24 protein-coding genes and 1 pseudogene are annotated in these 22002 nt (G+C 42.2%); 13 read left to right on the forward strand and 12 right to left on the reverse strand.

What is annotated here, in order from left to right; translation table 11 throughout:
- Positions 1 to 167 precede the first annotated feature (167 nt).
- From gpmI to CSQ79_RS12015, 3 genes are read left to right on the forward strand one after another with little or no spacing between them, the layout of a single operon-like run.
- Positions 168 to 1769, forward strand: coding sequence for a 2,3-bisphosphoglycerate-independent phosphoglycerate mutase (gpmI, locus tag CSQ79_RS12005; RefSeq protein ID WP_099701427.1), 1602 nt, complete (start codon positions 168 to 170; stop codon positions 1767 to 1769).
- 34 nt (positions 1770 to 1803) lie between these two features.
- Positions 1804 to 2037, forward strand: a complete 234-nt coding sequence (gene secG / locus CSQ79_RS12010) for a preprotein translocase subunit SecG (protein ID WP_099701428.1) — start codon at positions 1804 to 1806, stop codon at positions 2035 to 2037.
- A 22-nt stretch (positions 2038 to 2059) separates the two neighbouring features.
- Complete coding sequence (locus CSQ79_RS12015) at positions 2060 to 2851, forward strand: peptidase (RefSeq protein WP_289501068.1); 792 nt, start codon at positions 2060 to 2062, stop codon at positions 2849 to 2851.
- 59 nt (positions 2852 to 2910) lie between these two features.
- Here the strand turns inward: CSQ79_RS12015 and CSQ79_RS12020 are convergent, their stop codons facing one another.
- From CSQ79_RS12020 to CSQ79_RS12040, 5 genes are all read right to left on the reverse strand, one after another.
- The gene (locus CSQ79_RS12020) at positions 2911 to 4059 is read right to left on the reverse strand and encodes a glycosyltransferase family 4 protein (RefSeq protein ID WP_099701430.1); all 1149 of its coding nucleotides are present in this window, start codon (positions 4057 to 4059) and stop codon (positions 2911 to 2913) included.
- 192 nt (positions 4060 to 4251) lie between these two features.
- A complete protein-coding gene (locus tag CSQ79_RS12025) occupies positions 4252 to 5775 on the reverse strand; it encodes an MFS transporter (RefSeq protein WP_502693929.1) in 1524 nt (507 codons plus the stop codon).
- The gene (recO, locus tag CSQ79_RS28625) at positions 5762 to 6757 is read right to left on the reverse strand and encodes a DNA repair protein RecO (protein ID WP_099701432.1); all 996 of its coding nucleotides are present in this window, start codon (positions 6755 to 6757) and stop codon (positions 5762 to 5764) included. Before recO ends, CSQ79_RS12025 begins: the two co-directional genes overlap by 14 nt.
- A gap of 64 nt (positions 6758 to 6821) precedes the next feature.
- The gene (gene deoC, locus CSQ79_RS12035; RefSeq protein ID WP_099701433.1) at positions 6822 to 7514 is read right to left on the reverse strand and encodes a deoxyribose-phosphate aldolase; all 693 of its coding nucleotides are present in this window, start codon (positions 7512 to 7514) and stop codon (positions 6822 to 6824) included.
- Between the two features lie 257 nt (positions 7515 to 7771).
- Complete coding sequence (locus CSQ79_RS12040) at positions 7772 to 8407, reverse strand: ribonuclease H1 domain-containing protein (protein WP_099701434.1); 636 nt, start codon at positions 8405 to 8407, stop codon at positions 7772 to 7774.
- 244 nt (positions 8408 to 8651) lie between these two features.
- On the opposite strand from CSQ79_RS12040, the pseudogene CSQ79_RS12045 reads away from it, so the two are divergent.
- Positions 8652 to 8951 (forward strand): annotated as a pseudogene (locus CSQ79_RS12045) (DUF29 domain-containing protein); the annotation flags it as partial.
- 103 nt (positions 8952 to 9054) lie between these two features.
- Here the strand turns inward: CSQ79_RS12045 and CSQ79_RS12050 are convergent.
- The gene (locus tag CSQ79_RS12050) at positions 9055 to 10026 is read right to left on the reverse strand and encodes a metal ABC transporter solute-binding protein, Zn/Mn family (RefSeq protein ID WP_099701436.1); all 972 of its coding nucleotides are present in this window, start codon (positions 10024 to 10026) and stop codon (positions 9055 to 9057) included.
- Positions 10027 to 10153: 127 nt separating this feature from the next.
- Here CSQ79_RS12050 and CSQ79_RS12055 point away from each other — a divergent pair, with 127 nt between their 5' ends.
- Both CSQ79_RS12055 and CSQ79_RS12060 read left to right on the forward strand, forming a co-directional pair.
- Positions 10154 to 10957 (forward strand): metal ABC transporter ATP-binding protein, encoded by an 804-nt coding sequence (locus CSQ79_RS12055; protein ID WP_502693927.1) that lies wholly within the window; start codon positions 10154 to 10156, stop codon positions 10955 to 10957.
- A gap of 149 nt (positions 10958 to 11106) precedes the next feature.
- Positions 11107 to 12003 carry a metal ABC transporter permease gene (locus CSQ79_RS12060; protein ID WP_099701437.1) on the forward strand — a complete coding sequence of 299 codons (897 nt, stop codon included), beginning with the start codon at positions 11107 to 11109 and terminating at the stop codon, positions 12001 to 12003.
- 18 nt (positions 12004 to 12021) lie between these two features.
- On the opposite strand, the gene CSQ79_RS12065 is transcribed toward CSQ79_RS12060, so the two are convergent.
- A complete protein-coding gene (locus CSQ79_RS12065; protein WP_099701438.1) occupies positions 12022 to 12630 on the reverse strand; it encodes a tetratricopeptide repeat protein in 609 nt (202 codons plus the stop codon).
- A gap of 203 nt (positions 12631 to 12833) precedes the next feature.
- Here CSQ79_RS12065 and CSQ79_RS12070 point away from each other — a divergent pair, with 203 nt between their 5' ends.
- Positions 12834 to 13295, forward strand: a complete 462-nt coding sequence (locus CSQ79_RS12070) for a peroxiredoxin (protein WP_099701439.1) — start codon at positions 12834 to 12836, stop codon at positions 13293 to 13295.
- A 97-nt stretch (positions 13296 to 13392) separates the two neighbouring features.
- Here the strand turns inward: CSQ79_RS12070 and hpf are convergent, their stop codons facing one another.
- On the reverse strand, positions 13393 to 14028 hold the full coding sequence (gene hpf / locus CSQ79_RS12075) for a ribosome hibernation-promoting factor, HPF/YfiA family (protein WP_099701440.1): 636 nt from the start codon (positions 14026 to 14028) through the stop codon (positions 13393 to 13395).
- Positions 14029 to 14665: 637 nt separating this feature from the next.
- On the opposite strand from hpf, the gene lipB reads away from it, so the two are divergent.
- On the forward strand, positions 14666 to 15388 hold the full coding sequence (gene lipB, locus CSQ79_RS12080) for a lipoyl(octanoyl) transferase LipB (protein WP_099701441.1): 723 nt from the start codon (positions 14666 to 14668) through the stop codon (positions 15386 to 15388).
- Positions 15389 to 15456: 68 nt separating this feature from the next.
- On the opposite strand, the gene CSQ79_RS12085 is transcribed toward lipB, so the two are convergent.
- Positions 15457 to 16224, reverse strand: coding sequence for an amino acid ABC transporter ATP-binding protein (locus CSQ79_RS12085; protein ID WP_099701442.1), 768 nt, complete (start codon positions 16222 to 16224; stop codon positions 15457 to 15459).
- A 140-nt stretch (positions 16225 to 16364) separates the two neighbouring features.
- On the opposite strand from CSQ79_RS12085, the gene CSQ79_RS12090 reads away from it, so the two are divergent.
- The 4 genes from CSQ79_RS12090 (at position 16365) to CSQ79_RS12105 (ending at position 19387) form a co-directional block, all read left to right on the forward strand.
- The gene (locus tag CSQ79_RS12090) at positions 16365 to 17897 is read left to right on the forward strand and encodes an ABC transporter permease subunit (protein ID WP_099701443.1); all 1533 of its coding nucleotides are present in this window, start codon (positions 16365 to 16367) and stop codon (positions 17895 to 17897) included.
- 128 nt (positions 17898 to 18025) lie between these two features.
- Positions 18026 to 18295, forward strand: coding sequence for a hypothetical protein (locus CSQ79_RS12095; protein ID WP_099701444.1), 270 nt, complete (start codon positions 18026 to 18028; stop codon positions 18293 to 18295).
- A gap of 15 nt (positions 18296 to 18310) precedes the next feature.
- Entirely contained in the window at positions 18311 to 19192 is an 882-nt protein-coding gene (locus CSQ79_RS12100) for an SDR family oxidoreductase (RefSeq protein WP_099701445.1), read from the forward strand.
- Positions 19193 to 19207: 15 nt separating this feature from the next.
- Positions 19208 to 19387, forward strand: a complete 180-nt coding sequence (locus CSQ79_RS12105) for a cysteine hydrolase family protein (protein ID WP_289501069.1) — start codon at positions 19208 to 19210, stop codon at positions 19385 to 19387.
- A 153-nt stretch (positions 19388 to 19540) separates the two neighbouring features.
- Here the strand turns inward: CSQ79_RS12105 and CSQ79_RS12110 are convergent, their stop codons facing one another.
- Positions 19541 to 20125 carry a thermonuclease family protein gene (locus tag CSQ79_RS12110; protein ID WP_289501070.1) on the reverse strand — a complete coding sequence of 195 codons (585 nt, stop codon included), beginning with the start codon at positions 20123 to 20125 and terminating at the stop codon, positions 19541 to 19543.
- 232 nt (positions 20126 to 20357) lie between these two features.
- Positions 20358 to 20696: a hypothetical protein gene (locus CSQ79_RS12115; RefSeq protein ID WP_099701446.1), complete on the reverse strand. Its 339-nt coding sequence runs from the start codon at positions 20694 to 20696 to the stop codon at positions 20358 to 20360.
- A 161-nt stretch (positions 20697 to 20857) separates the two neighbouring features.
- On the opposite strand from CSQ79_RS12115, the gene CSQ79_RS12120 reads away from it, so the two are divergent.
- On the forward strand, positions 20858 to 21601 hold the full coding sequence (locus CSQ79_RS12120) for a rubrerythrin family protein (protein WP_099701447.1): 744 nt from the start codon (positions 20858 to 20860) through the stop codon (positions 21599 to 21601).
- Here the strand turns inward: CSQ79_RS12120 and CSQ79_RS12125 are convergent.
- Positions 21598 to 21942, reverse strand: a complete 345-nt coding sequence (locus CSQ79_RS12125; protein WP_099701448.1) for an S-layer protein — start codon at positions 21940 to 21942, stop codon at positions 21598 to 21600. The genes CSQ79_RS12120 and CSQ79_RS12125 overlap by 4 nt on opposite strands.
- Positions 21943 to 22002 lie beyond the last annotated feature (60 nt).

Here is a 22002-nt window from a genome sequence, read left to right on the forward strand (position 1 = left end):
TCCAAAAAAACTGAGAATCTTGACACAAACAGCGATCCCCACTTTAAAAAGTCACCAAAGTGGCAAAAATATCTGATAATTGCAAGAATAGGCAAAAATATACTTGCAGTAGCAAGTAGCAATGGTATCATTGCGGTGAGTTATTTAAAGTAAAGGGCAACAAAATTATGACCCAAGCACCTGTTGCTCCCGTGGTGCTAGTCATTTTAGACGGGTGGGGCTATCGAGAAGAAGCAGACGGTAACGCGATCGCTGCGGCTAAAGTCCCAGTAATGGATAGCCTCTGGCACACATATCCTCGAACTCTTATCAAAACTTCAGGTAAGGCAGTAGGTTTGCCAGAAGGTCAGATGGGAAACTCTGAAGTAGGGCATCTTAATATCGGTGCAGGGCGCGTTGTACCACAAGAATTAGTACGAATTTCTGATGCAGTAGAAGATGGATCAATCCATCAAAACGCAGCGCTATTACAAGTGTGTCAAGATGTTCGCGAGCGTAATGGCAAGTTGCATTTGATTGGTCTTTGCTCAGAAGGTGGTGTTCATTCTCACGTTAACCATTTGTTAGGATTGCTTGACTTTGCTAAAGCCCAAGGCATGACTCAAGTATGTATTCATGCAATTACAGATGGTCGCGATACAATGCCCACAGAGGGTGTTGGTATCATTCAGTTGATTCAAGACTATACCGCAAGGATTGGTATCGGGGAAATTGTCACAATTAGCGGACGATATTACGCAATGGATCGCGATCGCCGTTGGGATCGAGTTAAACTTGCCTACGATGTGATGGCTCAAGATGGAGAAGGAGATGGTCGCTCTGCTCTTGAAATTTTACAAGCTTCCTACGATGCCGGAGTCACCGATGAGTTTGTCGTTCCTCATCGTGTAGCATCAGGAGCGGTAGCATCAGGTGATGGAGTTATCTTCTTCAATTTTCGTCCAGATCGAGCAAGACAACTTACCCAAGCCTTTGTTGCGCCAGAATTCGATGGCTTTGAGCGCAAAGAGAAGATTAAACCTTTATCCTTTGTCACATTTACGCAGTACGATCCTGAGCTATCAGTAGCGGTTGCTTTTACACCACAAAACTTGAACAATATCTTAGGGCAAGTAATCTCTGAACATGGGCTTAAACAATTTCGCACAGCAGAAACCGAAAAGTATGCCCACGTTACCTACTTCTTCAACGGTGGTTTAGAAGAACCATTTGCAGGCGAAGAGCGAGAACTTGTCATGAGTCCGATGGTAGCAACTTACGATCGCGCTCCGAGTATGTCAGCTGAAGCTGTGACTGATGTTGCTACTAATGCAATTAAACAAGGTATTTACTCCTTGGTGGTGATCAATTACGCTAATCCTGACATGGTGGGACACACAGGACAAATAGAAGCAACCGTCCAAGCACTAGAAACAGTTGATACTTGTTTAGGACGTTTGCTAGAAAGTATCAGTCAAGCAGGTGGCACTGCTATTGTCACAGCAGATCATGGCAATGCTGAATATATGCGAGATCCACAAGGCAATCCTTGGACGGCGCATACAACTAACCCCGTACCGCTGATCTTAATTGAAGGCGAACGAGCTAAAATACCAGGGTATGGTGGAGACGTCAGTTTGCGTAGCGGTGGTCGTTTGTGTGATATTGCTCCAACTATTTTGGACATACTCCAGCTACCGCAGCCATCCGAGATGACTGGACACTCGCTGCTAAAACCAGTTGGGGATCAGAATCAAAGAATACGTACTCCCGTGCAATCGGCTCTATAAAGCCCGTTAGTTTTTATTTTTGGAGTTGATCGGCATGACAGTTTACAACATTGTAGAAGTCCTCTGGGTAATATCTGCGATTGGTTTAACAGTTTTGGTACTGTTACATAGTCCCAAAGGAGATGGTATTGGTGCGATCGGCGGACAAGCACAATTATTTAGTAGCACTAAAAGCGCGGAAACTACCCTAAATCGCGTGACTTGGACACTTGCAGTACTTTTTCTGAGTTTCACTGTTGTTCTTAGTGCTAATTGGTTAACTCAGTAACCTAGTTGCATTGATTTTATTAATGCGAATCAAGTCTGTTTTACGGCAGATTTTTATGTGGGGATTAGCTGCGATCGCAGCACTGTTAGTTGTTTTACACGGCAATAGTGTTGGTAGTAATTCATTGGTTATCGCAGCGGAAACACCTCAATCGCAACACAGTGAATCAGTAATTTTACCACCTTCAAAGCCACATCCTCTTCCCGCTACCTTAGCTCAGTGGTACGATCAAACTAATAGTGATGATTACTTTCTAGAAGTTAAACCAACAAAAATTGGTTACTTGATCTGGTCGCAATTTCCAATTAAGGTTTATATCCAACAACCACAACTAGAAAGTAGCGATGCAGATATCTTACAAAGCTGGGCGAATGAAGTTTTACAGGCAATTCAAGAGTGGAGCGTCTATCTACCTTTGCAAGTGATAGCACAACCCGAAGGCGCTGACATCAAAATTATGCGCTCATCTCCTCCATTAAGAATAGCCCCTAATCAAATGCCACGAGCACGTTCTGCAGAAACAAGCTACGAGTTTTACATTAACAGCAACAACTTGCTATCACATCGTTGCTCTATTTTACTTAGTCCTAGTCAAGCAGGTCAGTATCTTCAAGCGGCAGCACGGCATGAGTTTGGTCATGCCTTAGGAATTTGGGGACATAGTTCATTACAAAGTGATGCTTTATACTTTGCTCAAGTACGCAATCCTCCCCTAATCTCTGCTAGAGATGCGAACACGCTCAAGCGTATCTATGAACAACCAACACAATTAGGATGGTCATTACAGAGACATAGAGCTGATATCAACTCGTAATACTCTCTTCTCCTCTGTCCTACTTCTTCACCCTACGGGCAAAGCACCACCTTGCCCCTCTATGCTCCGCGACTCAAATGAAAATGTTGTTGCTCCAAAACTTGAGCATACAGCTTTTCTAACTGAGTAATGTTCTGGCTAAGCGTATAGCGTTCTACAACTCGCTGACGTGCTTTGTCACCTAATAAAGTGGTTAACTCAGGATGGTCTTGAAAAAGTGGCAGCAAGGTTCGTAGCTGCGATTCTACCCGACGTGGAGTGAGAATAACACCAGCACCAGCTTCTAAAACTTCTCCATCTGCACCAACATCAGTCGCTAAGCAAGCAACACCGCAAGCCATAGCCTCTAGTAGAGAAATCGAAAGTCCTTCGACCAAGGATGGCAAAATAAATACGTCACAACCTCGGAGAATTTCAATTCGCTGTTCTTCTTCTGCAATAAAACCAAGCCAATGAATCCCATGTTCAGGACCATAGAATGGTTCTAGCGAAGGTGTTAAAGGACCATCACCCACAATGAGCAATTTACTCTGTGGATGCATTTCTGAATACTTCCAGGCGCGTAGCAGTGGCTCTACATTCTTCTCTGGAGCAAGGCGACCTTGGTAAATAAATAAACGCTTGGCGTTGAACCTTGCTTTGATTTTCGATGAGCCAGGAGAGTATTTATGAATTTCTACTCCATTGGGGATGACAGCAATATTTTCAGGTAAGAGTCCCAATCGAGATAATAACTCACGCTGCACCTGAGAAAAAACGATGACGCGATCGTAGTTTACTAAAAATGGAGCATAGAGTTGGTAAGCCAAAAGCTGTGTTCCCGATTTCAGCTTCGCTCCCTTGCCAGCAAAAGGAGTATGAAAAGTTGCAATCAGTGGCAAATTCAATTCTCCACAGATATCTGGTAAGAGAAAGTCAAGTGGGGACAATGTTAATGACGCATGCACTAAGTCAGGTTTGAGTTGCCGTAAAGATTGACTCAAGACCTTGGCAGCTTTGAGAGTTGGAATTGTATAAACTTGCGATTTGTACAGAAATGGCAAAGAAACTTCTGGACAATCGGGCCAGTTATCTGGCTCTGCCTCCTCTTGCGCAAAGTGAAGAAAGCTGACTTGATGTCCCCGTTCCAACAAAGCATTGGTGACTTCTCGGCTATACGTGACATTGCCACAAAAGGGTGATTTTTTTCCAATCCAGGCAATATGCATTCAGGTTGAGGTGCGATTTTCTCAGTTAAGTAAGCATGAAGGTGAGAGGCACTAAGGTACTTGTAGGCACTTGGGTGGAAACAGAAATACGCCAGCAACAAATTTTGATTGGCTAACGAGTTATCTTTTCTTACGCCTCATGACTTTTACCGTTAGTCCTTTTCCCATACCTTGTTGATTAAAGTTGAGAGTTTATGTCTCTGTACGGCAAATATACCAGGTTAGGATACCTCCTGCGATCGCAGCTGCGGCTAAACTCAAAAAAACTGCCTGTAATCCGATGAATGTCTCGGCTACTCCGGCTAAAGCTAGTGGTAGGGTTAAAGCAATGTTGATTACATTGTTTTGCAGTCCGAAAATTTTTCCCCGCATTTCTGGAGAAGTTTCCTTTTGAATTGCCGTTTGCATGGGAATCGCGACTAAAGAGGCAAACCCGCCTAAAAGTGTAATCAATAGCAGTACTAACAAAAGATTTTCAGTAAATATAGCTAAACCAATTAGACACCCCGCAATTCCCATCGAGCCATAAAGACTCAGTTGAATCGCAGCAAAGCGCTGACCATATTGACCTAAAAGTGTTGCACCAGCAGCAATTCCCACACCTCCAGCAGCGAGTAAAAAGCCAAACTGAGAAGATTTCAGCCCAGGAATAACTTCAGCCATGCGCACAGCCAAAACAGCAAGTGCTGCAAAAATTGAAAACAAGATCACCAGTTGAATTAAAGCAGTACGAATCCGGTGGTTTTTTCCCAGATATTGGAATCCATCACGCAAATCTTGCCAAACGTGAGGAGATTCTTGCTCGAATCGACGCTCTTTTTCTCCAGTCTTCAACAACATGAGCAAGCAACCAGCGATCGCATAACTACCACCAACGACGAGTTCTTTGCCAATTTCAGACCCAAATTGCATTGTCACTGCATCAGCAATTGCGAGTAGCGGTTCACCTACAGCAAACCCAACGACAACTAATGCCATCATTGTTGTGGTGTACAAAGAATTTGCTGACAATAAATGACGTCGTTCTACTATCAAAGGAATTGCAGCCTGCTCTGCCGGAGCAAAAAATTGTGTCAACGTAGAAACTAGAAAAGACAATGCCAATAAAATGGCAAAACCTGTTGGTAGGCTACCTACTGCGTTCCAGTCCTGAGTCATCCATAAAAGTACTGGAATTGCCAGAACCAAGCCACCACGTAATAAATTAGTGACTACTAGCACTGCTTTTTTTGACCATCTATCTACAAACACACCTGCAACTGAACCAAACAATACTGCAGGAATTGTAAAAGCCATCATAATTGCTGATACCCAACCGCTGATACTTTGATTGCTAGCTTGGAAACGACTGGAAATAATCGCAATCATTAAGACTAAATAAACTTTATCTGCCAGCTGAGAAAAAACTTGACCGCTCCATAAAGCAAGAAAATTGCGATTTTTTAAGACAGGCAAAAAACCTAATTCTTCTGGTTCATTATCAACTGACGTTGTTGCTGTAGAGTCTTCTATAATATCCTGACTGTTGTGTCTAGGAATACTACCGCTAACTCCTCGATCGACTTGGCTTCCAGAACTGCTCGTCGTGTTTTCTTGTGAAACTTGATAAACATAGGAAATATCCGGAGATTGACGAGCAGATGAGTCCTTACACCTATGGATACTATTGCAGTTAGGAGATGGTAAAAAATTTGTATTAAGATTAGACGGTTGCATCATCATTTGTAGAAGTCGGCAAAGCAAAATAACTATCGATTAGGGCAGCAGAGCGAATTGGGCGACCGAAATGATACTGAGCATATTGTCGTAAAATTTGCTCAATGAATATCCAGTTAACATCTGTATTAGTGTCTGTTGTTAATGCTTTGAGTTGATTTAACTCAGCTTGGGATAGCTGTTGTAATATGGTCAGTTCTTGAGAATCAATCCGGCTAATTAACATAGGTGTTTCTTGCCGATGCACAATCGTCTGATAGCTTTGCCCATGCTCTGTTACACTTCTTGGTTGAGGAGTAGTTTTGGTTGGATAAGTTCCATCAGAGGCATCATGGTAAGGTTCTGCGCTCGTGCTTACCGAACCAGTTTTAGGTGATATGTTGCGCCCCTCCTTTTGCATGTGTTCCAGTGCAGTTAAACTGACAATTCCACCTGCAGCAGCACTAAATCCTACTTGCCACTGCGAATTGCTGAAGTCGGGTTTTAACGAAATTCCGCTTAAACAACAACTTTGCACTTGAGGGGCAATTCCTGCGAGTGCAAGCAAGTGAAAAACTGCATGACACAGATGGGCGATCGCCAAACGCGGCTGATTTTTAGGTAGTTTTTCTAATCTACTCAGATGCTCGCTAAGTAAACAAAATAGCTCTTCTTGCGGTTGTTCGCTCAATGCTTGATACAAAGTCATTTCTGCCAAGTATTGGCTAGCAGCTAACTTACCAAGATCTTGATTTAAACCTGGGTATGATTCCTGGGTTTCGGCTTGTGTAATTTTATCAAGCGATCGCCCTTTAGCAATTAACAATTCATTAACAACAAACAAGCCACTTCTGCCACTTAAGCTGGAATTGTGTTTTCGCGAACCAGGCGCTACTGCTCTAATTAAACCAAACTCGCGCGTTAGGATCGTCAGCAATCGATCTGATTCACCTAATGCCATACTTTTCAGATTTATCCCAGTGGCTTTGTAAGTTCGACTCATAAATTAGGTGCTAAGGGCTAGAGATAGAAAATCAATTGTCAATAACGATAAGGCAACAATCCTCTTAGTTACTGATGATTTCCTGATCTATATCCAGGTTATCGCGTTGGCGAATCAATTCTGGACCTCGCGAGGTTCCTAATCGTGTCGCACCGGCTAAAATTAACTCAAACGCTTGTTCAATTGTACGAATTCCGCCGGACGCTTTAATTCCGACACGATCTCTGGCAACTTCTTTCAAAAGTCGCACATCTGCAACTGTCGCACCTCCATGCCAACCAGTACTCGTTTTTAAAAATGCGGCTCCAGCATCCATACATATTTCTGCGGCAAGGCGTTTTTCTGCATCTGTCAGCAAGGCAGTTTCTAGAATAACTTTGACAGTTCTACCCACTTCACAAATCTCAGCAATTTCCCGATGTAATTGCTCAGTTTTACCCGCTTTGAGCCAACCGAGGTTAATGACAACATCTAATTCTGTTGCACCATTATCTACTGCTTCTTGTGCTTCATAAAGCTTTACATTTGAGGTGGTAGCGCCTGTCGGAAATCCAATCACTGTACAAACTCGCGGATTCTTTCCGTGAAGCAGTTCAGCCGCTTGGCGTACATGAGTAGGGTAAACGCACACTGCTGCAAACTGAAAGCGATCTGCTTGTTCGCACCACTGTTGCACCTGCTCTGAAGTTGCTGTGGGATGTAGGAGCGCGTGATCGATTAATGGCGCAATATCTATATCTGGATAATCAGCAGCCATCATTTATCTCCGAACAAAGTATATTTTGATCAGAATCTTAAGGAAATTTAAAATCTTAAGCTCAGAATACCTTAAAACTAGCGATCGCGAAGCAAAAGATTGCTAATCTTCTATATCCCTCTAGTAACTTTTGTGCATTCGTCTGCTCAAAAGTCATGATGACAACCTCTTAGCTTAAAAGCTCTTTTGACTCAAAGACAATTTTCTTGGAGAAGACATCACCATATGCTGGCTCTTCTCAAATAGAGTGCTGTAACTTATTTGCGACCAAAATCAGCAGGAATTTCACCCCAACATGCCGTATTCCATTTCAAAATAGGATTGGTATATTCATTATTCTCTAACCACTTTAATCCTCTTTCTACCAAGTCAAAAATTTCTTTATTGCTATCACTTTTTGGCAGTTTTGTTCGGACTTTCTTGTTCCTAACCCAAAGAATAGCAGTCTCTGAATCCGAATAAATAGGTAGATGACTTCCTTGCTTTTTTAGATAAGCAAGTCCATGAACAATAGCTAAAAACTCTCCAAGATTATTCGTACCATTCGCCATTGGGCGTTTGTGGAAAATTACCTTGTGCGTTGCTGTACACATCCCTCTGTATTCAACATCACCAGGATTACCAATGCACGACGCATCAACACAAACGCTATTTATAATAAATTTATTTACTGGTAAAACTTTATTTTGTGTTTCCCAAAAGCTTACTTGCTTTGGTTCAACTCGAAAAAGTAGCATTTGATCAGTTAGTCCTAATGCTGCTTCTTCTCTAGTTTTGAAGGATTTATATAGTGCACCACTAAACCCTTTAATTTGCTCTTCACATTCTGCCCAGCTTGTAAATATTCCTGTCTCTCTACCTTTAAAAACTGCATAGTATTTCTTGGTTGTCATTTTGTTTCTCTGTGGCCTTCCAAGACTAGGATTCCCCAAATCCTTAACTACTAGGCAAGATAACTTAAGAAGATTACCCCACTAACAAAATCCAAACTGCTCACTGACAAGCTTATGCCAACTCAACCCAATAGAGTTTTTTTACTCAAACATGTATTAGTGTGTAATTAATCATTGATGGCGATTAGTTCATAGCTTACTATTACCCATTACCCTTATCAGATAAATTTCTTTATTGACCAAGATGCATGCACCTTCGCTTTATGAAACTGATTTCTATGCATGGACTGAAGAGCAAGTCAATTTGCTCAAGAATCAGCAGTGGGAGCAAGTAGACGCCACTAACTTAATCGAGGAACAGGAATTGCGAGATAGATTAGGAGTGTTATTAGGACATCTTTTGAAATGGCAATTTCAATCTGAAAAACGTAGTAGTTGGTTAAGTACGATTCGAGAACAACGAATTCAAATCAAATTACTTTTGGCGGATAGCCCCAGTTTAAAACCATACTTAAATCAATTTTTTTTGGCTGCTTACGAACTATGAATCCTGACTTCTTGCCCGAACCAGATATAATGAAGCTTGGCGAGTGAAGTCAATCTTCGTGAACTAATAAAAAATATAGCTGTAAAAATTTTGGGGCTTCTTACAGCAGAAACGGCGTATAGTTTCCGCCTAATGCTTCGACAACAGTGCGAGTATTAGCGATAATCATTTCAATGTAAGAATCTGCATCGCTTCCTGGAGGACCTATTGAGTCTGAGTACAAAGGTTGCGTAGCTAATTCAACTCCAGCTTCTGCAGCGACAGTTTGAATTAAGGCTGGATTAATTGTTGTTTCAGCAAAAATCGTGGGAACGTTTGCGTCTCTAATAGCATCAGATAATTGTCGTACTGTCTGGGCACTAGGTTGCTCTTCGGTACTGATACCAATTAAAGTCCCAAAAATTTTTAAGCCATAAGCATTAGCATAATATTGAAACGCATCGTGGGTCGTAACAAGCCGACGATTTTCGGGAGGAATAGTTTGAATTTGCTGACCAACCCAAGTGTGAAGTTGCTGCAATTGTGTTGTATAGTTTGCCGCATTTTGAGTCAAAACTTCCTGTTCTTCTGGTAATAACTCAATGAAAGCATCTCGAATCGCGTTGACGATCGCGATCGCATTTTGGACATCTCCCCAAACATGAGGATCGGGAACCGTTGTTCCTTGTTCTTCTAGCTGTAGTGGTTGTATAACTTCTCCGACTGCAAGTTTTCGTGCATTAACCCCTGCAGCATTCATGAGCCTAATCAAGCCAGGCTCTAAATTATAGCCGTTATAAAGAATCAAATCAGCTTTTTCAAAGGCAATACTATCTCGCGGGACAGGTTCATACACATGAGGGTCATCGCCTGGTTGTAAAATTCCTGTCAGTTGAATTTGCTCTTTTCCTAGTTGGGTAGCCCAGTCAGTAATAATTGTGCTCGTAGAAACAACACGAGCCTGAGCATTAGCCCCAGGATCGGCGCGATTGGTCATTGCTGCGCCACATGCACTCAACCATAACCCCAGCAAGAAGCCAACGACAACTTGCCATCTATAGTTTCTGCCTTGCGACCGAGTCCTCACTTTCATGGAATTGATACATTAGTTTTCATATTCTTTTCATTTTTCAGCATATACTGTTTTCATATTCTTTTCATTTTTAACCTTAGACGCGTCGACATTGTTACTTCTTACTTCATCGCTATAGAGCAAAAACATGACCCTTCTGCCCTTTCCTAGCCGTACAAAATCACATCTACCAGCGCCAAAAGACACTTTGATGGAAGACGCAGCAATTACTGTCAGCCATCTAGGAGTTCAATATCGAAATGTTGAAGCATTGCATGATGCTAACTTCGAGATTTACCCTGGAAGAATAACTGGAATTATCGGTCCTAACGGTGCTGGTAAGAGTACCTTAATCAAGGCAATGCTAGGGCTAGTTTCAGCAAGCAGTGGCACTGTATTGTATCGAGGTGAGCCGCTCAAGTCTCAGTTAGAGAAAGTCGCTTATGTTCCGCAACGCTCGATGATTGATTGGAGTTATCCTGCTACTGTGTGGGATATCGTTTTGATGGGGCGAGTGCGTAAAGCTGGTTGGTTTCGCCGCTTTTCTCATGTTAGCCGCCAAGTGGCTGCTGCTGCGTTGGAACGTGTGGGAATGAGTGAGTATCGCGATCGCTCAATCGGGCAACTCTCTGGTGGACAACAGCAACGAGTTTTTCTTGCTCGTGCATTAGCAGAAGAAGCAGAGGTATTCTGTTTTGATGAACCACTAGCAGGCATTGATAAAAAAACTGAAGCAGTCATTTTTGAGGTTTTTCACGAGCTAGCCGCAGCAGGTAAAATTGTGCTAGTTGTTAACCATGACTTGGGTGAAGCAATTACTAATTTTGACGACCTCATTTTATTGAATAAAGAAGTTATTGCGAGTGGTTCGCGTACTACTGTCTTACAACCCGAAAACATGAACCGCGCTTATCGAGGACAAGTTGTGTTTTTTAATGGAGAAGCAGCATGAAAAAACTATTAGCAATTAGCTACTCTGGTAATCGGTAATTGGTAATTGGTAATTGGAACTACCGATTCTGTTTCCCAATAAAATATATCTAAAATTTCTGAAGAACTCTAAAAGCCAAAAGCTAACCACTAATTGCTAATCGCTGATTTATGCTAGAAGCTATTATTGAACCGTTGCAGTATGGTTTTATGCAGCGATCGCTTGTGATTGCTGTTTTGGTTGGGGTGATTTGTGCGATTGTGGGTAGCTATTTAATGGTACAACGCCTAGCGTTACTTGGAGATGCAATTAGCCATTCAGTATTACCAGGACTCGCGATCGCTTTTATAGTAGGAGCAGATATTTTTGTCGGTGCTTTTATTGCAGGAGTCGTTAGTACACTTGCTATTGCTTTGATTCGGACGCGATCGCCGATTAAAGAAGATGCCGCAATGGGAATTGTTTTTTCTGCCTTTTTTGCGTTAGGAATTACGTTAATTACTATTGTGCAGAAAACAAATAAAATCGATCTCAACCATTTCTTATTCGGTAACATTTTAGGTGTTACTTCTCAAGATGTTTGGAATACAGCAATTATTTCTTTATTTGTGATTGCTGTTGTTTTTTTACTCTATAAAGAATTATTGTTTTATACTTTTGATCCTGTGGGTGCGCAAGCAGCAGGATTACCTGTCAATCTCCTCAATTTTGGCTTGATGGTGTTAATTGCCTTGACAATTGTAGCGAGTCTTACAGCAGTTGGTGTCATTTTAGTTTTAGCGCTATTGATTACACCAGGAGCAACAGCATACTTACTTGTCAAACGCCTCAATCAAATGATGATTTTAGGTGCAATTATAGGTATTGTTGCTAGTATTAGCGGTATGTATCTTAGCTACTTTTATAATTTACCTTCGGGTCCAGCGATTGTTTTAGTCGCATCTGGCATTTTTGTATTAGCACTATTATTTAGCCCAAGTCAAGGCATCTTAACCTATCCACAGTCTCATTCACAGGGATGGGCTTTTTGGAAAGAAATTAAGAATTTACTGCGATCGCGTTCTTAAGTCAATTAGCTAACAGTTTTAGTCTGCTGGCAATGATATCTGGTTGAGAATAACTCCCACTTCTTCCATACCTGCGGAATTGTTTTGCATAGCATAAAGTTCTCTTGCTTTTTGTAGTGATGCAACTGCTTGAGAAACTTTACCTTGACTCCAAAACGCAACTCCTAAGTTTTGGCGAGAGACTGGATCGCTTGGGTTAATCTGAATGGCACGATTAAACGCCGCGATCGCTTCAGCGAATTTACCTTGACTTCCTAGTGCAATTCCCAAATTGTTGTAAGTTTCAAAATTTTGAGGATTAATTTCAATAGCACGATTGAACGCCGCGATCGCCTCAGCAAATTTGTTTTGATTACCAAGCGCTAGTCCAAGATTATTATGGGCGTTTTCGTATTCTGGATAGATTGAAATAGCACGATTAAACGCCGCGATCGCTTCTGCTAATCTTCCTTGTTCTGCTAATTCTACTCCTTGGTTATTATGAACTTCTGCCTGCTGTCTACTGGCGATAGATGGCATATCAGCCGAAATAATATATGAATCTAACGCTAAACTTGGCTGAATCCATATAAAAACGCTAGTAAATCCTACCGCAATCAACCCAGCAAGAATATAAGGCTTTTTCATAAACAACTCCGCCTGGAGATACAGATAAATGTTGGTATGAAACGAGCTTTTTGATTCTTTTAGCTTAACTGGTTTAGAAAAGTGACTTCTTATAACAAGTTCTACCAGTTTTCCATCTTAGGTACTCGTGACATACTTCTTGCTCCCTACTACTTGGAGATGCGATCGCGTTAAGATAACAAAAGTTCACATTTGAGGGTGCTATGGCAGTTAAAGTTGGAGATACCGCTCCTGATTTTACTCTTCCTTCGCAATCGGGTACAGCGGTTAAACTAAGTGACTTTCAGGGGAAATCTGTTGTTTTGTACTTTTATCCTAAAGATGACACCCCAGGATGTACGAAAGAATCATGTGCCTTTCGCGATCAGTATGAAGTTTTTCAAAATGCTGGTGCAGAAGTCATTGGAGTAAGCGCTGACTCTCCCGATTCACATCAACGATTTGCAGCGAAATATCAATTACCTTTTACGCTTTTAAGTGACGCTGGCAATCAAGTCAGAAAGTTATATGGCGTTCCTGCAACCCTCGGTTTATTACCTGGAAGAGTGACTTATGTGATCGATCAACAGGGAGTTGTCCAGCATATTTTCAACTCCCAGTTTAACTTTCAAGGTCACGTTGACGAAGCGTTGAAGACTTTGCAACAAATAGGGGCGAGAGGCTAGTTGTTAGTTTTGAGTGATGAGTTTTGAGTTAATAGAATTTTCTTAACTCTTCTACACCTCAGATCTCCTCTGCACTCAAATTATGCAAAGCTATAACTTAATGATGTGCTTTCTCTGCTCGTGATGTACTTTCAGCGTTGCCATTGTTGCTGTTGCCGTTACTATTGCGCGGTTGAATCACGCCATAACCACCGTGGTTGCGTTCGTAAATAACGTTGATTTCTCCTGTTTCCGCATTGCGGAACATATAAAAGTCGTGATCGACTAATTGTAGCTGTTCTAATGCTTCCGTAATTGTCATGGGTGGCATAGCAAAGTATTTAGTTCGCACGACTTCTTCAGGAAGTTCAGGAGTGCGATCGCCAATGAGATCTTCTACAACAGGTGTTGGTTCTATTGCTATGCTTGTTTTTTCTGGAACCTGTGTTTTCTTGTCGTGGCGCTTCTCTTTGTATTTCCGCAGTTTCCGCGCAATTTTATCCGCTACCATATCGATACTAGCGTATAAATTCTCACTACTCTCCTCGGCACGAATTACACTTCCGTTGGCGTAAATCGTCACTTCTGCGGCTTGCTTGTCATTGATGCGTGGATTGCGTGCTACAGATAAATGCACATCCACTTCGTTAGTTAAATTTTGAAAGTGATTTACTGCCTTTTCAATTTTCTGATGTACATATTCGCGAATTCCATCAGTAATTTCAATGTTTTTGCCGTGGATGACTAGTTTCATATTCAATTCTCCGGCTAGCGTACTGTCTAAAACGAAACGAAATTTGCAAGAGGAAATACTACTTTTTATGACAACAAATTGTTGTTTGAGCTACTAAGTACTAAAGCAGATGTTTCACTTGTTTAGTGTTTCAGCACAAACCTAAAATTAGTTGCTATTTTTACCACACTCGCATAAGATTACAAAATCTTATCTCTGCGTTGAGATAATGGTTTTGTTACCAGAATTTGCTTTGCTTTCTTGAACTTTTCAGCATAATACATCTATTTTATAACCTTTATAGCACTCCTATCTGAGTTGTCACTGCCCTTACCATAAAGTGTCTGTGATAACAAAAGAAATAAGGGGAGTTTCATAAACAATTTAGGTATTGCTATGGAAGGTTTTCTATTATGCACTCACTTTCTCTAGTAATGCTACTGGTTTGTATATTATCTTCCAACTTGCCAGGTGTGGTGATGTAAGAAGTAGTTCTCTCCATGTCCATTTGAGGTTATATGTTTACCTTAACACTTTGTATTCTCCCAAACATAATACTTTTATACTCTCTTTAAGAACCTTTGCAACTTTTGACATTTCTTGATTTGTGCTTTGAAAATGAAATGAATTGTGTTGGTGATTAAGCTTAAATTCTGTTATGTTTTTTGATACAAAGAAATTATTTCATACTTCAGAAGTGAGCCAAAATCGCAAATGTTTGTTATGCAAACCTGGAGTAGTTCCCTACCAAATAGCATGGCAATGGCAGCGATCGCTACAACAACGTGTCTATGACTCTGACTCGGAAGATGTCTTGATTTTGCTCGAACATCCCCCCGTGTATACTTTAGGGCAAGGTGCCGATCCTAAATTTATTAAATTTGATCCTGACAAGAGTAGATATGATGTGTATCGAGTCGAACGCGGCGGCGAAGTGACGTATCATTGTCCTGGTCAACTCGTTGGTTATCCAATTTTAAATCTGCAGTATTATTACAAAGACTTACACTGGTATCTTCGTCAGTTAGAAGAAGTAGTTATTCAAGTATTAGCCGTTTACGGATTGCCAGGAGAACGTTATCCAGGATTAACAGGTGTTTGGCTAGAAGGCTATAAAGTTGCAGCGATCGGGATTAAAGTTAGTCGCTGGGTGACAATGCACGGATTTGCTTTAAACGTGTGTCCCGACATGACAGGCTTTGAGCGCATTGTTCCTTGTGGTATTTCTGATAAACCTGTTGGTAGTCTATCGCAGTGGATTCCTGACATTACTTTAGAACAAGTCATTCCACACGTCACTCAAGCTTTCGCTACAGTATTTGATGTCAATATGGTAAAAACTGAAGTAAAACATTTACAAATTCTAGCCACTAGTCACTAATCACTCCTCACTCCTTCATTCAACTTTAAAGAGTGAAACATCTGAAGAAGCTGTGTCAACACTAGTCACTAATCACTCCTCACTCCTTCATTCAACCGACTCAAGAAAGCCCGCAAGCGATCGCTTTTAGGATGCGTTAATACTTCACGCGCTGCACCTTGTTCTTCGACTTGACCTTGATTCATAAACATTACCCGATGAGCAACTTCCCGTGCAAATTGCATTTCATGGGTAACGACTACCATTGTCATGCCATCAGCAGCAAGTTGTTGCATCACTTGCAAAACTTCGGATACAAGTTCGGGATCTAAGGCGCTGGTTGGTTCGTCAAATAGTATCACCTGCGGATTCATACATAAACTACGAGCGATCGCCACGCGTTGCTTTTGTCCTCCTGAGAGTTGTTCGGGGTAAGCACTTGCTTTATCAAACAACCCGACTTTTTCTAAATACAATCCTGCAAGTTGGGCGCTTTCTTTGGGTGATTTACCTAATACCTTACGCTGGGCGATTGTCAGATTCTCTAATACGCTCAAGTGCGGAAACAAGTTAAATTGCTGAAATACCATTCCTACTTGCGATCGCAATTGTCGCAATTGACGATAATTCAACTTGGGCTGAGACAAATCCATGTCATTGACAATCAAGCGCCCACCATCAATTGCTTCAAGACGATTAAAGCAACGTAACAACGTACTTTTGCCACAACCTGATGAACCAATAATTGCCACAACCTCCCCACGATGGATTTCACCACTAATTCCTCGCAGTACTCGCAGCGAACCAAAATTTTTTTCGATATTCTCAAACCTAATTGCGGTGGTGGAGTTAACCATATCCCTGTCTCACAAGGCGAAGTTTTGTAGAAATTATTTCAGATACACCACAGTTGATTGTAATCTTGTCTACATCCGAGTCAACCTACTTGAGATTGAATTTGCATTTAGGACGCAGAAATACCGAGGAGAAAAACAATATGGAGGAATCACTAAGGCGTTGGCTGCGTCTGAGTGCGGTTGTTGGGTTGTGTTGTTTACTCTTATTTGCAGGTTGTAACAATAATTCTGGTTCCTCTGGGGGTGACAGAACTTTAACAGTTGCTGTTGAAGGGACATATCCTCCATTTGAGTTTCAATCGCCGGATGGAGAATTACAAGGTTTTGATGTTGACTTGATGAATGCGATCGCCCAAGAGGAAGGCTTTACAATTCAGTATCAAAATTTGCCATTTGCGGGGATGATTCCTGCATTACAGGCGCGAACCATTGATGCTGCAATTGCAGCAATGACGATTACCGAAGAACGTGCCAAAACCGTTTCTTTCTCGCGTCCTTACTTCAAATCAGGACTGGCGATCGCAACTAGTGCCAATAATCAAGATATTACCAGTTTTGAGTCTCTCCAAAATCGGCGCATTGCGGTTCAAATCGGTACAACTGGGGCGCTAGAAGCCGCGAAAGTTCCTGGTGCGCAAGTTCGCAGCTTTGATGACGCGCCGACCACTTTACGCGAATTACTCAACGGTAATGTTGACGCAGTACTCCACGATCAACCTGTCATTTTATACGCAATCCAAACGGGTAACGTCCAAGGAGTTCGAGTTGTTGGCGATCTCCTGACTGAAGAATATTTTGGCATTCCCACGCCCAAAGGTTCGCCAAACTTAGCCTTAATCAATCAAGGATTAACAACTCTACTCGAAAACGGCACGTATAACCAAATTTATCAAAAATGGTTTGGTGTAGAACCTCCCCCCTTACCTGAAAGACTACCTTTCCAAGAAGAAACCGCCACAGGTGGCGCACCGTTTATCGTCACCGCAGTGAACGTCATCGTTCGCGCATTACCATCTTTACTGCGTGGTGCTTTAATCACACTACAACTGACGGCGTTTTCTGTTGTTTTAGGCATGATCGCGGGTTCGCTGATTGGAATTATCCGCCTTTCTAAAATTTTGCCAATTCGTTGGGCTGCTAGAGCATATATCGATTTCTTTCGCGGTACGCCCTTACTAGTACAAATTTTTATGATTTACTTCGGTATACCTGCGATCGCCCAAGAACTTGGTTTTACTTTCAATCTCAATCGTCTCGCCGCCGCTGTACTTGCTTTAAGTCTCAATAGCGCGGCTTATATCGCAGAAATTGTCCGTGGTGGGATTCAATCGATTGAGTCTGGACAATCAGAAGCTTCGCAATCATTGGGGATGAGTTCGGTACAAACGATGCGTTATATCATCTTTCCCCAAGCCTTCCGCCGGATGTTACCTGCTTTGGGCAATGAGTTTATTAGCTTGCTAAAAGATACCAGTTTGGTTGCGGTAATCGGGTTTGAAGAACTGTTCCGCGAAGGTCAACTCATTGTTGCAGAAAATTATCGCTCGTTTGAAATTTATGCCACCGTTGCTGTAATTTATCTCTGTCTGACTCTACTATCTTCACAAGCTTTCAGCTACTTTGAGCGCTGGATGAATCCTGCTGCGCGATCGCGTCACAAAGTCCGTGCCTAATATTATTTTGCCTGATGTCGCATGAAATCTATATAGGGGGCTGAGGAAATAGAGGTTTCGACAATCCTAACTTTCAATTACTTTGCGTTTTCATTCAAAATTTATGACACGAGTTAAGAGTAAGCGCAATGTCAGAAGCACAATCTTTAGTTGTTGACTTTACTCAAGAAGATAATGTTTTAATGTTTTACCCCGCCCGCCGCTGCGATCGAGTGAAAACTTGGGGTGGAATGGTATTTATGTCCAACAACAATGGACAATGGCGATCGGCATCCGATGGCAAAACTTGCCCCACGATTAGCCCGATTACAGATGCCAAACCGAAGTGTAGTTTGATGACCGTTGCGAATCCTGGAACTGCGACTATGTCAGACCAATATGTAAGCGATCGAGAATAGGAGGCTTAGCTTATTATGACGATTCTTGTCACTGGTGCAACTGGAAACATTGGTGGAGAAGTGATTCATCATCTTCTGAACAAAAACGCCACAATTAGAGGATTGGTACGCGATCGCAAAAAAGCAACCAAACTACAATCTCAAGGCGTTGAACTTGCCCAAGGCGATTTTTCACAACCCGACAGTTTAGATGCGGCTTTGCAAGGAATTGAAACTGCCTTTCTTGTGATGCCCAACGATCCGCGCCAGGTTGAATTAGAGTGCAATTTTATTGATTCAGCAAAACGCGCCGGAGTTCGTCATATTGTGAAACTATCGGTATTGCGTTCCGGCGAACTTCCTAGCACATTTCAGCAATGGCATCGCCAAATTGAAGAACATTTAGAAAAATCAGGCATGAGTTGGACTCATCTTCGTCCAAATATGCTCATGCAGAATATGCGTTGGTTTACTTCTACGATCTCGCAACAAGGTGCGTTCTATCACTCGGTAGGAGACACAAAAATCTCCCATGTCGATGCACGCGACGTAGCCGCCGTAGCCGCTGTTTGTTTGAGTGAATCTGGACATGAAAATCAAGCTTATGATTTGACGGGATCTGAAGCGGTTTCCTTTGCTCAAGTTGCCGACTATTTGACAGCAGCCCTCAACAAACCCGTGCAATACATTAATGTTGCGCCTGCTGATTTGAAAGCTGCACGACTCGCAAATGGGGAACCAGAATGGTATCTCGATGCAGAAGCTCAGTTATTTGAGTGTTGGCAAGCGGGAGCAGGATCAGCAGTGACCAGCACGATCGCAGACCTTTTGCATGACTTTCCCACATCGTTTGCAGCATTTGTTCAAGATTACGTCCAGTCTCACGCGCAAGACTTTTTAACAACTGTAGGAGCTTAATGATGCAATCTGCATTTGGACTCTCTATGTTATTTTTTACCTGATTTTACTGCTCACGCTGTCGTTTCCGATTTAGCACCGCTACCGTCAGAAGTTGCGTTTGACAAACTAACAATGTCAGCATTTGTGGGATCGTATCTGGATCTAGCGCTGCGTCATGCTGCAGATTTAGGATATGTACCAGTACAAAGATGACTGTTATCCATTCCCACAGCAGAATCGAACAAATTCTCTCTTAGCCCTTTAATCTACCAGTTTGATTGCTGATATCAATACATTCCATACTACGTTAGAGCGAGTGCATCAAAATGAGGTGAATGTTATTTAGCGCAACAATTTCTACTTCCTTCATTTTCGGCTACGGTACTGCCAAGGCTCGACAAAACGCGCATCACTCCATACACCTGTGCGTTGACTTTTAGCTTTAGCTTCCGCTTGTTCAACAGCAGTAGCACTCGGACAATTTTTAAGATAAGGACGGTAAACGAGTGCGAGTCCTTCACGCGCCAAAACTTCTTGAATCAAAGTTCCATTAGCAAGACGTACTTCACCAATTTGGCGACCGTAGCGATCGCTATCCGTAATCTTTAAAGTAACGCGATCGCCTTCCTGATCGATCAGTTGCTGAACGCGTTGTTGAGCTTTGATACCCCAGTTGAATTGATTACGCGCAATCCTACTTTTCGTGTATTTTTCTTGATTAGAATGCGGTATTTCTGGAGCATCAACACACGCGAAGCGGACGTGAATTTTAGCTCCTTTGGTATCAGTCACAGTAATCGTGTCGCCATCACTGACTTTTTGTACAGTGTATTGTTCGCGTGGAATCAGAAATTGACACCCACTCAACCCGAATAAAATAATAATCGCGTAGATCAGAAAAAGCGATTGCGCTTCGCGCACCGTTAAAAGCGATCGCACAGATAGTTTCACAAACTCAAAACAAAATTGTCACCCGTGCGATATTAGCAAATATGAGGGGCATTGATAGTGACTTGTGGGAGAGTAGGAGTGTGGGAGTGTGGGTAATAGAGTTTTGTTAGCGTAGCGGTGCCTTAGCACGTTTTGTTAGCGTAGCGGTGCCTTAGCACATTTTGAGTTTTCTTAACTCATAACTCATAACTCAACATTCATAACTCTCTTAGTCTTCCCGCCTACCCTCTGCTTACTTCCGGCTACCAACTAACTCGCGTTCTACTTGCTCAACCACCGGAGTATCAATCATTTCTAGTGCTTCGTACTCAGCGCGATCGATAACAGGATCAGAGTGACGCAAACGGCGTGACAGATAGATACCACCCACTGCAAGTAAGCCTGAGAGTAGAGTGAATCCTGCTAAGTTGGAATTATTTGTTGTCGGATTGATGCTTGGTGATGACTGATTTACAGAATTAGCCGAAAGCTTAGAGCTAAAGGGACATGCTTGAGCCGAATTAAAAGTAACAAAAGTGCTACCTGCGATCGCCGCAACCGACAAAAGAGTAATTAGATGACTTGGTTTCATAATGTTTTGTAGTAGAAAGTTGTTCCAGGTTGTTCTTAATTTTGCATAACATTCAAAATACTGCCAAATATAAATTGCTGATGTATCACATCTTGCAACCCTAATCAAAAATTAGCGACTAGGATCAAAGATGTAATCTCCTTACACAGCACAAGTAGCTCATGAACTTTCTCACACACGTTCTACACTTAGCTGGTTCAAGTGCTGCAGCGTTTGTCGCAGCGCAGCAAATTCGCGACCCCCTAACACGTCCTAATGTTCTTGCTGGGTTTCAACTTGCAGAATCAGGTTCAGTTCCGTTTTTAGAAGCACTGAGTCAACGAGCAGCCGCTGAGGGCGATTCTTGGTTAGCGGAAAAACTAACGAAACACGCCGCCGATGAAACAAGACACGGTCATATTTTTGCTCATGCTTTAAAACAACTCGACAAACAAGTTATAGACTTCAAAAACTTACCTAAATCGTCTGATAATAAGCCAAATGAGCGGCGCAGTCCTTTTTTCGCAGCTTACTTCGACGGGTATTCTCCCGAACAGCTTAAACCAGACAATATTGACTGGAAAGTTTTTATGGCTAGCACTTATATATTGGAGCTAGATGCAAGTAAAGACTTTGCGCGAATGGCAAACGTGTTACCAGAAGATGATGCAACTGCACGAAACCTCAAAAAAGGAATGCTCAGTATTGCCCAAGACGAAACAGGTCATGCCGCATATTTATACGAAGCAATGACCCGTAGAATGTCAGTTATTGAAGTACAACAACTCGTTGATGATTGGCGAACCCGTAAAGTTAACGCTTTACTCGCAATGGTTAGTGGTTTGCTACAACGTACTGGACAAATGCCTTCGCTTGTGCAAGATGCTGCACCCGCAGACATGTCTGACGAACTGGCTGCTGCCTAACTATTAGGTGCGACTGGTGCGCTAAACTCGATGGTGCTTTCTGTGGGGTTAGTCTGCTGACTTTGTGTCGGTGTTGATTGCTGAAACAAAGACGGTGGTGCAGCCTGACGGAAGGCACCACAATAATACATTGTCATGACAGCTTTAAAAGCCCAGTGATCGGGCGAAACATCGCTAAAAGGTACAGGTAAGGTTTCTGCTTGGTTTTGAATACAAGCGTTGGCGACTGGATTTGTTGTCGGTGTCGTTGGCGATTCGGTTGCGGGTGTTTGGGCTTTAACTGGAGCAATCAGGCTAACCGTAGATAAAAATACCGTTGTTGCTAAAATTCGTAAGTTCATAAATACTTGAATATGCTGCTTTCTCTAGTCTAGTTTTTATTTTGAGTAGCGTATTGTAGA

It is taken from the genome of Gloeocapsopsis sp. IPPAS B-1203 (assembly GCF_002749975.1).
Taxonomy (GTDB): domain Bacteria; phylum Cyanobacteriota; class Cyanobacteriia; order Cyanobacteriales; family Chroococcidiopsidaceae; genus Gloeocapsopsis.

What these genes read in the sequence shown, in the direction of transcription:
- CSQ79_RS12025 (WP_502693929.1), bottom strand. Translation starts at nt 5,775, where the DNA reads ATGCAACCGTCTAATCTTAATACAAATTTTTTACCATCTCCTAACTGC.
- gpmI (WP_099701427.1), top strand. Translation starts at nt 168, where the DNA reads ATGACCCAAGCACCTGTTGCTCCCGTGGTGCTAGTCATTTTAGACGGG.
- CSQ79_RS12060 (WP_099701437.1), top strand. Translation starts at nt 11,107, where the DNA reads ATGCTAGAAGCTATTATTGAACCGTTGCAGTATGGTTTTATGCAGCGA.
- CSQ79_RS12090 (WP_099701443.1), top strand. Translation starts at nt 16,365, where the DNA reads ATGGAGGAATCACTAAGGCGTTGGCTGCGTCTGAGTGCGGTTGTTGGG.
- CSQ79_RS12125 (WP_099701448.1), bottom strand. Translation starts at nt 21,942, where the DNA reads ATGAACTTACGAATTTTAGCAACAACGGTATTTTTATCTACGGTTAGC.
- CSQ79_RS12095 (WP_099701444.1), top strand. Translation starts at nt 18,026, where the DNA reads ATGTCAGAAGCACAATCTTTAGTTGTTGACTTTACTCAAGAAGATAAT.
- CSQ79_RS12065 (WP_099701438.1), bottom strand. Translation starts at nt 12,630, where the DNA reads ATGAAAAAGCCTTATATTCTTGCTGGGTTGATTGCGGTAGGATTTACT.
- CSQ79_RS12040 (WP_099701434.1), bottom strand. Translation starts at nt 8,407, where the DNA reads ATGACAACCAAGAAATACTATGCAGTTTTTAAAGGTAGAGAGACAGGA.
- secG (WP_099701428.1), top strand. Translation starts at nt 1,804, where the DNA reads ATGACAGTTTACAACATTGTAGAAGTCCTCTGGGTAATATCTGCGATT.
- lipB (WP_099701441.1), top strand. Translation starts at nt 14,666, where the DNA reads ATGTTTTTTGATACAAAGAAATTATTTCATACTTCAGAAGTGAGCCAA.
- CSQ79_RS12115 (WP_099701446.1), bottom strand. Translation starts at nt 20,696, where the DNA reads ATGAAACCAAGTCATCTAATTACTCTTTTGTCGGTTGCGGCGATCGCA.
- deoC (WP_099701433.1), bottom strand. Translation starts at nt 7,514, where the DNA reads ATGGCTGCTGATTATCCAGATATAGATATTGCGCCATTAATCGATCAC.
- CSQ79_RS12015 (WP_289501068.1), top strand. Translation starts at nt 2,060, where the DNA reads ATGCGAATCAAGTCTGTTTTACGGCAGATTTTTATGTGGGGATTAGCT.
- CSQ79_RS12020 (WP_099701430.1), bottom strand. Translation starts at nt 4,059, where the DNA reads ATGCATATTGCCTGGATTGGAAAAAAATCACCCTTTTGTGGCAATGTC.
- CSQ79_RS12050 (WP_099701436.1), bottom strand. Translation starts at nt 10,026, where the DNA reads ATGAAAGTGAGGACTCGGTCGCAAGGCAGAAACTATAGATGGCAAGTT.
- CSQ79_RS12070 (WP_099701439.1), top strand. Translation starts at nt 12,834, where the DNA reads ATGGCAGTTAAAGTTGGAGATACCGCTCCTGATTTTACTCTTCCTTCG.
- hpf (WP_099701440.1), bottom strand. Translation starts at nt 14,028, where the DNA reads ATGAAACTAGTCATCCACGGCAAAAACATTGAAATTACTGATGGAATT.
- CSQ79_RS12100 (WP_099701445.1), top strand. Translation starts at nt 18,311, where the DNA reads ATGACGATTCTTGTCACTGGTGCAACTGGAAACATTGGTGGAGAAGTG.
- CSQ79_RS12055 (WP_502693927.1), top strand. Translation starts at nt 10,154, where the DNA reads ATGACCCTTCTGCCCTTTCCTAGCCGTACAAAATCACATCTACCAGCG.
- CSQ79_RS12120 (WP_099701447.1), top strand. Translation starts at nt 20,858, where the DNA reads ATGAACTTTCTCACACACGTTCTACACTTAGCTGGTTCAAGTGCTGCA.
- CSQ79_RS12085 (WP_099701442.1), bottom strand. Translation starts at nt 16,224, where the DNA reads ATGGTTAACTCCACCACCGCAATTAGGTTTGAGAATATCGAAAAAAAT.
- recO (WP_099701432.1), bottom strand. Translation starts at nt 6,757, where the DNA reads ATGAGTCGAACTTACAAAGCCACTGGGATAAATCTGAAAAGTATGGCA.